At 34.0% G+C, this 10,471-nt stretch carries 9 protein-coding genes; all 9 read right to left on the bottom strand.

The features are described 5' to 3' along the window. Positions 1 to 473: 473 nt before the first annotated feature. The gene (gene ftsH, locus QM460_RS03920) at positions 474 to 2,432 is read right to left on the bottom strand and encodes an ATP-dependent zinc metalloprotease FtsH (RefSeq protein ID WP_414289288.1); all 1,959 of its coding nucleotides are present in this window, start codon (positions 2,430 to 2,432) and stop codon (positions 474 to 476) included. Positions 2,433 to 2,448: 16 nt separating this feature from the next. Continuing rightward, positions 2,449 to 2,991 carry a hypoxanthine phosphoribosyltransferase gene (hpt, locus tag QM460_RS03915; RefSeq protein ID WP_373095407.1) on the bottom strand — a complete coding sequence of 181 codons (543 nt, stop codon included), beginning with the start codon at positions 2,989 to 2,991 and terminating at the stop codon, positions 2,449 to 2,451. 4 nt (positions 2,992 to 2,995) lie between these two features. Further along, positions 2,996 to 4,273, bottom strand: coding sequence for a tRNA lysidine(34) synthetase TilS (gene tilS / locus QM460_RS03910; RefSeq protein WP_414289287.1), 1,278 nt, complete (start codon positions 4,271 to 4,273; stop codon positions 2,996 to 2,998). Then, positions 4,270 to 5,538, bottom strand: a complete 1,269-nt coding sequence (locus tag QM460_RS03905) for a serine hydrolase (RefSeq protein WP_414289286.1) — start codon at positions 5,536 to 5,538, stop codon at positions 4,270 to 4,272. Before QM460_RS03905 ends, tilS begins: the two co-directional genes overlap by 4 nt. Continuing rightward, positions 5,531 to 5,653: an SP_0009 family protein gene (locus tag QM460_RS03900; RefSeq protein ID WP_045762396.1), complete on the bottom strand. Its 123-nt coding sequence runs from the start codon at positions 5,651 to 5,653 to the stop codon at positions 5,531 to 5,533. The genes QM460_RS03905 and QM460_RS03900 overlap by 8 nt, the downstream gene beginning before the upstream one ends. 6 nt (positions 5,654 to 5,659) lie before the next feature. Then, positions 5,660 to 6,028: a septum formation initiator family protein gene (locus QM460_RS03895; RefSeq protein ID WP_000277028.1), complete on the bottom strand. Its 369-nt coding sequence runs from the start codon at positions 6,026 to 6,028 to the stop codon at positions 5,660 to 5,662. Then, positions 6,021 to 6,287 carry an RNA-binding S4 domain-containing protein gene (locus QM460_RS03890; protein WP_001234970.1) on the bottom strand — a complete coding sequence of 89 codons (267 nt, stop codon included), beginning with the start codon at positions 6,285 to 6,287 and terminating at the stop codon, positions 6,021 to 6,023. Before QM460_RS03890 ends, QM460_RS03895 begins: the two co-directional genes overlap by 8 nt. Before the next feature lie 63 nt (positions 6,288 to 6,350). Continuing rightward, positions 6,351 to 9,854, bottom strand: coding sequence for a transcription-repair coupling factor (mfd, locus tag QM460_RS03885; RefSeq protein WP_414289291.1), 3,504 nt, complete (start codon positions 9,852 to 9,854; stop codon positions 6,351 to 6,353). Next, entirely contained in the window at positions 9,847 to 10,416 is a 570-nt protein-coding gene (gene pth / locus QM460_RS03880) for an aminoacyl-tRNA hydrolase (RefSeq protein WP_045762397.1), read from the bottom strand. Before pth ends, mfd begins: the two co-directional genes overlap by 8 nt. Positions 10,417 to 10,471 lie beyond the last annotated feature (55 nt).

The following is a 10,471-nucleotide window of genomic DNA, read 5'->3' as shown; positions in this document are numbered from 1 at the left end:
GGATTCGAACCCGTGTTACCGCCGTGAAAAGGCGGTGTCTTAACCCCTTGACCAACGGACCGGAGTTGTTATTTTCAACTCTTACTATTATACCGACTTTTCTTACTTTGTCAACACCTTTTTTTAACTTTTTTTCATTTCTCCTGAATTACTTCCTTCAGCTCTCTGAGAAGGGCTTTGCGGCCTTTAAATCGTTCGTCTGCCCAGAGTTTCGGTTAATTTTTTTCTTACAATAATTGTTTTTTATGAAGCACATATCATTTTTTAAAAACATTTCTTCATATTACTCAAGTAACTCTTGCATTCTTATTTTCAGAAAATTTGAATCATTTTCTCTAAGGGAGCATTAACATAGGTGAACTTGTATTTTGTTTTCTATTATATAAAAATCTTTGATTTAAATTAGATTTCCCTCAATTTTTTAAAAAAACAGAGAAAACTTGTGCCTCCTCTGTTTATAGTATTTAAGATAATTAATTTTCTTCACTCATTTTTGATTTTACTTCATCATAAGATAGTGCATGTGATTCCTCTTCTACTGTTTCAGGCATCTTTCCTGTTTCGTATAGAGATTTAATTTGTGTACTATCCAATGTTTCGTATTTCAATAATGCTTCTGCAATCAGCTTGTGAGTTTCACGATTTGACTGGATAATTTCAGCAGCTTTGTTTCGTGCTTCATTCAATAATGAACGAACTTCTTCGTCAATTTCATAAGCTGTTTGTTCTGAAATTGATTTTTGAGGGCTTTGTGCACCAAACATGGCATGATTTCCTTCATATTGTACTGGACCAAGTTTTTCACTCATACCATACTCTGTAACCATTGCACGCGCCATCTGAGTAGCTTGTTCGAAGTCATTGGATGCTCCAGTTGTTTGGACGTTAAAGATAATCTCTTCAGCTACACGTCCACCCATTAAGCCAGCTAATTGTTCTTTCATATCTTCTTTAGATAGAAGCATTTGGTCTTCCTTAGGAAGTGCAATCATATATCCACCTGCACGTCCACGTGGTACTATAGTAACTTTATGAACAACACGGGCATTTGACAATACTAGACCGACAATGGTATGTCCTGCCTCATGGTAGGCAACCAATTCACGTTCTTTTTGTGAAACTGTCTTGTCTTTCTTAGATGGTCCAGCGATAACACGATCTTCAGCTTCATCAATATCAGAAGCATCAATCACTGATTTATTACGACGAGCTGCAACCAAAGCTGCTTCGTTCAATACATTTTCCAAATCGGCACCAACAAAACCTGGAGTTTGTTGTGCTACCAATTTCAAATCTACATCTTCAGCTAAAGGTTTATTTCTAGCATGGACTTTCAAGATTGCTTCGCGACCCTTAACATCAGGACGACCAACTAATACTTTTCTATCAAAACGGCCTGGACGAAGTAGGGCCGGATCAAGAACATCTGAACGGTTTGTTGCCGCAATGACAATAATTCCTTCATTTCCTTCAAAACCATCCATTTCAATCAAGAGTTGGTTTAAGGTTTGTTCTCGTTCATCATTACCTCCACCTAAACCGACACCACGTTGTCGACCAACGGCATCAATTTCATCAATGAAGATAATAGCTGGTGCTGCTTTTTTGGCATCCTCAAAGAGAGAACGTACACGGCTCGCACCGACACCGACGAACATTTCTACAAAGTCAGAACCTGAAATACTAAAGAATGGTACACCAGCTTCTCCTGCGACTGCTTTGGCAAGTAATGTTTTACCAGTTCCTGGAGGTCCTTCTAAGAGAACTCCAGCTGGAATCCGGGCACCCAATTTTGTAAATCGTTTTGGATCTTTTAAGAATTCAACAACTTCAACAAGTTCTTGTTTTTCTTCCTCTGCGCCTGCGACATCTGAGAAGCGGACTTTAATATCCTCTTTGTTAGCAGCCTTAGCTTTACTACGTCCAAAACTCATTGGATTACGTCCGCTATTTCCGCCCATATTTCCCATCATAGAGAAGAGGAAGAAGAATAAGATAGCAAATGGTACTACTGAAACCAGGATGTTAATCCACATACCACTTGAGCTTTCGTGTTTCACTTCAATTTGTGTTTGATGTTCACTTGCTAGCTTTTGCAAATCCGCTACAGTTGTATCTGATGGGAGGATAATACTTGTAAATTTCTCTACTTTTGTAGCAGAGGGTGTAAAAAATTGAATTCCCGTTTCCTGTTTCTCTGTCTTAGCAGTTTTGTAGACACCATACACTTCAATAACACTACCACTTGGTTGGTAGGTCATTTCTTTTACATTGTCGTTAGTGATTTCCTGAACCAATTCTGAGTACTTAATTTGTTGACTATGACCAGCAGATCTGCCAGCAAAAAAGTACTGGAATCCTGTCACTAGCAAGAAAATCATCAACAAATAAAGAAATGGATTTTTTATGAAACCATTATTTTGTTTTTGCATTCAAACACTTACCCTTCTATTTTGAGTAAACTTCCTCTTTCAATACACCTACATAAGGAAGGTTACGATAGTTTTCATTATAGTCTAAACCGTAGCCTACAACAAATTCATTTGGAATTGTAAAACATGTATAATCTGCTTCGATTTCTACTGTACGACCTTCTGGTTTATCAAGCATTGTGACAATCTTAACAGAAGCTGCTTCTCTTTCAGTAAACATATCTCTCAAACTCTTCAAGGTTTGACCAGTATCAATAATATCTTCTACAAAGACAACATGTCGACCTTTAATATCTTGAGTTACGTCTTGTTTAATATTAATGACACCACTACTTACAGTCCCACCATGATAACTAGAGACCATCATAAAGTCCATTTCAAGATGTGTATCAATATATTTCACCAATTCTGCCATAAAAGGAATAGAACCTTTTAGAATTCCAACTAAAATCGGATTTTTTCCTTCATAATCTTTTGTCAACTGAGCACCCAATTTTTTAGCTGCTTCTGTAATTTCATCTTGTGAAATCAAAATTTTCTTGATATCTTTTTCTAACATGATTTTACCTATCTATTTTTTCTATATAAAGTACAGTGTTCATTATATCATTTTTCATTTTTTTACTCAAATCACTGATTTCAATTCCTAAAACTGAACAAATTTTTCCAAATTGCTCAATGATAATAGCTTTTTCTCGTTTTTCTTTAGGAATTTTTAAATCAATAAAAAGTCGTCTTAGTTTTTTATGATGACCATTTTTTATCAAATAATCACCGGACTGTCGATGCCGTAAAATCAACGATGTTTCACGAGAAACATTCATCTTTTGAACATTTTCCCCTTTTAGAGGGATTCCAAATGAAAATAAATAACCTTCATAATGAACTTGATTTTGATAGTTTAACACACACTCACTACTTTTTTCATCAGACTTTGGTCTGATTTTACCAATTTGAAAGTGCTGGTATTCTTTTATAAGTTCATAACCATTTTTTATACTATGGCGATATTGGCTCTTAGTTTTTAAAATATGATGAATTTCTTGAAATTGTTCTCTTGTTACATTTAAATCAGCAAAACGACTAAGGTATTGTTGTAGTAAAACTCGTTGCGTTGCTTCACTAAAAGATAAAAACTGAGCTAAATCTTTCACATTGACTGTTTGAGATAATTCAGTCAGAGCAATTTGATAGTCAAATGCTTCTTTTCCAAACTCTAAAAACGCTCTCTTTAGCTGAATATTTTCTTTTTCCAGTTGTGGTAAGTAAATATTACGAACTCGATTGCGAAAATAATGATTTTCTTTATTCGTCCTATCTTCAAAATGCTCAACTTCAGGAAAATCCCTCTTATAAAAAGACAGCAAAGGACGAATTAACTCTCCCTTATCAAACGTTTGTCTCTCTTTTATAGCTGATAAGTGTTGCAACCTAACACCTCGAATCAATCGCATAAAAATCGTTTCAGCCTGATCATCTGCATGATGAGCTGTTACAAGGGCTGTAGAGGAAGTTTTCTCAATTACTTCTCTAAAAAAATCATAGCGAAATTGACGAGCATTTGCTTCTGAAAAATCTCCAGTAAAATGAGCTACGTAAATTGGAACTCCAACTTGTTCAGCTAGTTTTCTTAATTCAATTTCTTCATCATCTGATTCTGGTCGTTGTTTATGGTTTACATGAGCTAAAAATAATTCTATCCCGAGTTCTTCTTGGTAGGTTGATAGGAGGTGAAAGAGAAACATCGAATCCAATCCACCAGATAAGGCTAGTACAACTCGTGAATGATCTTTAAAATAACCTTTTTCTAGAAAATGATTTAAAAAATATTGGTCTCTCATTTTAGGACCTCATAGACATCCTTAGCAATTTTAGAAATGGTATCATAATCAGAATTTTTGGTAAAGATTGAAATAATGAAAGGAGAATCTGTATAGACTATTCCTACATCGTGTTTAAATTCATCTGCATCCCCAATTTTATGGGCTACCTTAGCAGAAATATTCTTAGCAATCCTCTGATTATCAAAAGCTGTTTGCGATAGCGATTCTAAAACAAAACCATTCTGATTATAAATAGATTCCATAACTTGACCAGCCATTTTAGCTGAAGCTAACTTCTCTGTTACGTTCCACTCTTCACCTGCGATAGTAGCCATTTCTTTTTTAAAAGCTTCATCTGATTTATTCGTAATATAATAAGCAAGAATATTATGAGCTACATTGTCAGATTCTTTCGCTGTCTTTGTAATTAAATCTTTGAGAGTGTAGTCTTTATTGTCCGCTGTTTTAGGGAGGCTTCCACTTCCTTCGGGTTTATAAGAACCAGGGAAATCATTTACTTCAGAAAGGTACTTCAATTTCGTGTCAAGTTGGTAATCACCTTGATTGATTTTTTCTTGAACATAATAAAGATAAGGCAATTTCATAACACTAGCAGCGTACATTTTTTGATCTTCATTAATTCCAGTTTCATTACCCGTGCTCAATTGTTTAACATAAATAGAAAACTGTTCATTTTGATAATTCGCAGATAACAACTCTTGTACTTTCTGGATACGATTGTCATCGTTGGAAATGTAATCCGTCGAAATCCAACCAATTTGTTTGATATGTAAGAATTCACGACCTTCAGCAAAAATAGACATATCTGCTTCAACCTCTTGATAAGCTGCTAAAGTAGACTTTAATTCTTGTTGATCATAAGGACTATTATAAACGACAAATCCTGGTTCTAACCATACTCGTTTAGAAAAATCGTTGACAATTGAACTATCGTATAAAAGTCGTTTATCAGCCATCACAAATTGATTATTTGACAATTTAAAGACAGGCTGTCCTTGTTTATTTAATCTCCATTCTAAAACAGATAATTTTGTATCTGCATTGACTTTTCCTGATTCTTTAATCAAATCTTCTGTAGAATAAACAGACGTTTCACCATAAAATTTTGGAGATTCTATAACATCTTGATAGTAAAAATGATACGAAGCGTGGGTTAAGGAATAAACTTCTTGGTTTGGAATGATAACTGGATTCTCAGTGCTTACTACTTGGACACTTTTTAAAAAAATAGGAAGTAGTAATATCACTAAAAATTTACGCATTCTTTTTTTCCTCTTCTTCTTGTAGCCGTAACAGATGATTTTTTTGAGCTAACTCTTCTAATTTTTCATCTGATTGACTTAAAAACTTTTCTACAATATCTAATAAATTTTCCATTTTACATTACCTAGGAAGTAAGTCCGGAATAGTATAAACTTCCTCCCATGATTTTGAATAGTAATATTTTGCACGCAAATACTTGGCTGCGTATGTTTCGTCCTTTAATTTGGTTGCAAGATTTGATTCTTTATCTTTTTCATCGCTCAATTCTTGATACTGTTTTTTCAGATCGGCTAACTGTTGGCGACGTTCGAGTAGTTGCTGATAACTTTGAGTCAAATTATAGGTTGGTAGGATGAACAACAACATAATCAAAATCAAAACCCAACCCATAAAACGATTTCGTCTTTGTCGTTCTTCCATCAAGTATTTACGACGTTGGTGTTCATTTTGAATAAAAGAATTATTCATTTGTACAATTTTTTTATACATCGTTTTCTACCCTTGTTTCGCTGATAATTTCATACATACCTGCAGCATCTTCTTTTTTAGTGCTATCTTTCATTTCTAACACTTTTACGAGCAACAATTTATTTCCAAAACGAATTTCAACTTGGTCATTGATTTTTAAATCTGTAGAGCTCTTTGCAAGAATACCATTTACCTTGATACGTCCCTTATCTGCAACTTCTTTAGCTACTGTACGACGCTTAATAATTCTTGATACTTTTAAATATTTATCTAGTCTCATTTTTATTACCTCAAATTATTATTGTACCATTTTTATCCCTTTTATAGAAGAAAAATGTTATACCTAATTCGACTCTTTTGAATCTTTTATATTTGCTAATGATTCTCCAAAAGTTAAAAGACCTTCTAAAATCTCATAATCCTTTTTATTACGAATATCAAAAACAACTTCGATTAAACCTTGATTTTCTGAAATATTTGCCTTCAAACTTGTCTGAGAAAGAGCCTGGAAATAATCTTGTGTTAAAAATAATTGTTGCGATATTTTTTCAAACTGAATGACCAGCTTATTAACCTTTCTTTCTACACGATTGACAAATACTTTATCAAGATATGCTTTAGCTAATCCAATTTCTAAAAGGTAAGCAACCACATCTGGATATTCTCCAAAACGATCGATCAACTCATCTTGTAATCCCTCATAGTTGACACGATTATCAATCTGACGAATTCTCTTGTAAATTTCAATTTTATGTCTTTCATCCGATATATAATCATCTGGGAGATAGGCATCGATTTGTAGAATCAACTCAGCATTTCCTTTTTCACGTTTTTTGTCAGTTCCATTTTTCTTAGCTATTGCTTCTTCTAACAACTGAGAGTACAACTCAAAACCAACAGAATCAATAAAGCCAGACTGCGAACTTCCTAATAGATTTCCAGCTCCACGAATGGATAAATCACGCATAGCAATTTTAAAACCAGAACCCAGTTCAGTAAAACCTTTGATAGCTTCTAATCTCTTCTCAGAAACTTCTGTCAAAGTTTTATCTGGACGATACATGAGATAAGCATAAGCAATTCGATTACTACGACCAACACGACCTCTTAATTGATACAAGGTTGACAAGCCCATATGATCTGCGTTTTCAATAAATAAGGTATTAGCATTTGGAATGTCTACACCTGTTTCAATGATTGTTGTAGTCACTAAAATATCATATTGTCCTTCTATAAAATCAAGAAGTGTATTTTCTAAGCGAATTTCACTCATTTGACCATGGACAAATCCAATAGAAGCTTCTGGAATCAGTTCTTGTAACTCTGAAACCTTCTTTTCAATAGTGTCAACTTTGTTGTAAAGATAGTAAACTTGACCACCACGATCCATTTCTCTCAATACAGCATCACGAATGACACGATCATTCTGTTCAAGGACATAGGTTTGTACAGGATATCGATTGGTTGGAGGAGTTTCGATGACTGATAAATCTCGGATACCTAGCATAGACATATGAAGAGTTCGAGGAATTGGTGTAGCTGTCAAGGTTAAGACATCAACCTTCTTTTTTAATTCCTTCAAAGCTTCCTTATGCTTAACACCAAAACGTTGCTCTTCATCAATAATCATCAACCCCAAATCAGCAAACTCAACATCTTTAGACAAGACTCTATGGGTCCCTATCAAGATGTCTACTTGACCTTTTTTTAATTTCTCAAGTGTTTCAGTCTGTTCTTTTTTACTTCTGAAACGACTCAAAACATCTACGTTGACAGCAAATTGTTCAAATCTTTCCTTAAAATTACTGTAATGTTGCTGAGCAAGAACGGTTGTTGGCACTAAAACGACAACCTGTTTATGATCATTGACAGCCTTAAATGCAGCTCGCATGGCAACTTCTGTCTTACCAAAACCAACATCTCCAACTAATAGTCGGTCCATCGGTTGAGGAGCCTGCATATCTTTTTTTATTTCTTCGATACTTCGAAGTTGGTCCTCAGTCTCTACATATGGGAAAGCTTCGTCAAAAGCGTTTTGGTCTTCATCATCTTTTGAAAATGCAAAACCTTTAAGTTGACTTCTCTCTGCATATAACTTAATTAAATCATCTGCAATATCTTCAACTTGACTCTTTACTTTTTGCTTCGCTTTTTTAAAACGTCCATCATTTAGTTTATTTAACTTTGGAGCTTTTCCATCACTTGAAACATATTTAGATAAGGTTTGAATTTGTTCTACAGGAATAGAAATACGATCACCATTTTGATATAGAACACTTACATAGTCTCTATGAATCCCTTTGATTTCAATCGTTTCAATCCCTAAATATTGACCAATACCATGGATTTGATGAACAACATAGTCTCCTTTTTGGAGTTCATTATAATCCTTTAATCGTTCAGCGTTACTGATATTTTGTCTTCGATACTTGCGTTTAATCTTCTTTTTAAAAATTTCATATTCAGTGATAAATACAAGATTTTCATCTACAAAATGAAAGCCATGTCGCAGATTTCCTTCAACAAGATTGACAGTTCCTTTACAGATTTTACTTTCATTACTATTATCAACTTTAATATCGTATTCATCAAGAATCGTTGACAGTTTCTTTAGTTCAGTTTTGCTACTTGATTGAAGAACAATCGTATACTTTAATTTTTTGTAACGTTCAATTTCTTCTTTCAGAAAAGAAAACTGATTAAAGAACTCTTGCATAGGATATTGATTGAACTGGTACAGATTATTAAATTTCAAATTTCCAAGGCCTTTTTGAAAATTTGAAAAGAAAGTCGCTGGTACATATTTTTTAAACTGACTTTCTACATCAGCAAAATATTGTAAACTTGATACTGCTTTACTATTATGTAAATCTTCTGTAAAGTAGCTAGCTATTTCCTTATCAAAAGCATCGTACTGGTTCATGATTTTTTGAAAATCATCAAAGATAATAGGCACTTGATTCAAATAGTCTGTCAAGGTCCACTGTTTTTTATAAAATACAGACAAAAACTTGCGAATATCCGCATGAAGAACTTGCTCTTTCGTACAACTAAAAACTTCTTCTAGGTAAGACTTTAAAGTTGGAGAAAGTGCCTTATCAATCTCATGTTCTAAAAATTTCTGACCACGATGATAATCTTCATTCGTTAACAAAATATCACTAGCTGGATAGATTAGTACTTGAGTTTGACTATCTTTTGATAATTGAGTTTCAGTATCAAATTCTCTAATGCCATCAATCTCATCACCGAAAAATTCAATCCGATAAGGACATATTTGAGAGGTTTCAAATATGTCTAGAATATCTCCACGAAGGCTAAATTCTCCCTGACTTTGAACTTGTGTAACTTTCTTATAACCAAGAGAAATCAAGTGATTTTTTAATTCTCTTTGTTCGCATTCTTGCCCCACTTGAAGTTCTAAGATACTATCATCAAAAACTTGAGGATTCGGCAAGAATACTCGACTAGATGCGACGTTACAAACTAAAATTCCTCTTTGAAACTCATCTCTTAGAAAACGCAAAGCTTCAACCCGAGAAAAAATCTTTTCCTGAGATGATACCAAAAATTCAACCATTGGTGAATCATCTACTAGAAATGGATAAACCAGATCCGAACCTAATATGGAGATTAGATCATTAATCAGACGCTCAGCCTCTCCATATGTAGAGGTCATCACTAAAACCTTATCCTGACTCTTCAGACTACTAGCAATCGCTAACGATTTTGCTGATCCAGAAAGTTCTAGCAATAATTGTCTTTGTTTCTGTGGTAAGTTCTCATGCCAAGATAGAATTTGTTTATTCTCTAAAAAGAAATCGATTAATGCCATTTCCTTACCCATTATATTTCTGCATCGTCTTTTCAAAGTTTTTTCCTTGTAAATAATAATTTACAGCATCGTCAACCTTGTCAATTGACTGTAAAATACCGATATAATCTTCTTGATCAAACTTACTCAAAACATGGTTAACAACTGACATTCCTTTTTTAGGTCTCCCAATACCAATCTTTACACGATTGAAAACTTGTGTCCCAATATGTTGGATAATCGACTTGATTCCATTATGACCACCAGCTGATCCTTTAGCTCGAAGACGAATTTTTCCGACTTCCATGTCAAGATCATCGTAAATAATCAGTAAATCTTCAATATCTAAACCATAGTAGGTTAACAATGCATGAACAGCTTTTCCACTTTCATTCATAAAAGTCGTCGGTTTCACCAGATAAATTTTTTCACCGTTAAGAAAAAATGAGGCTAACTCAGCTTGGAATATCTTATCGTGTGTAAAGGTAACATTCTGTTTTTTGGCTAGTTGGTCAATCAGCATAAAGCCAACATTATGTTTAGTTTCAAAATATTTATCTCCTGGATTTCCCAATCCTACAAGTAATTTTGTCATTTATATTTCCTTTCAAAAGTCAAAAGGGTTGGAATTTTTTTCCAACCTAATTGAC

Source organism: Streptococcus infantis, from assembly GCF_047464415.1.
In the GTDB taxonomy this organism is placed as follows: domain Bacteria; phylum Bacillota; class Bacilli; order Lactobacillales; family Streptococcaceae; genus Streptococcus; species Streptococcus infantis_AE.
This window is presented reverse-complemented; position numbering and strand designations above follow the sequence as displayed.

Coding starts and splice junctions, on each gene's coding strand:
- ftsH (WP_414289288.1), bottom strand. CDS start 2,432: ATGCAAAAACAAAATAATGGTTTCATAAAAAATCCATTTCTTTATTTG.
- hpt (WP_373095407.1), bottom strand. CDS start 2,991: ATGTTAGAAAAAGATATCAAGAAAATTTTGATTTCACAAGATGAAATT.
- tilS (WP_414289287.1), bottom strand. CDS start 4,273: ATGAGAGACCAATATTTTTTAAATCATTTTCTAGAAAAAGGTTATTTT.
- QM460_RS03905 (WP_414289286.1), bottom strand. CDS start 5,538: ATGCGTAAATTTTTAGTGATATTACTACTTCCTATTTTTTTAAAAAGT.
- QM460_RS03900 (WP_045762396.1), bottom strand. CDS start 5,653: ATGGAAAATTTATTAGATATTGTAGAAAAGTTTTTAAGTCAATCAGAT.
- QM460_RS03895 (WP_000277028.1), bottom strand. CDS start 6,028: ATGTATAAAAAAATTGTACAAATGAATAATTCTTTTATTCAAAATGAA.
- QM460_RS03890 (WP_001234970.1), bottom strand. CDS start 6,287: ATGAGACTAGATAAATATTTAAAAGTATCAAGAATTATTAAGCGTCGT.
- mfd (WP_414289291.1), bottom strand. CDS start 9,854: ATGGGTAAGGAAATGGCATTAATCGATTTCTTTTTAGAGAATAAACAA.
- pth (WP_045762397.1), bottom strand. CDS start 10,416: ATGACAAAATTACTTGTAGGATTGGGAAATCCAGGAGATAAATATTTT.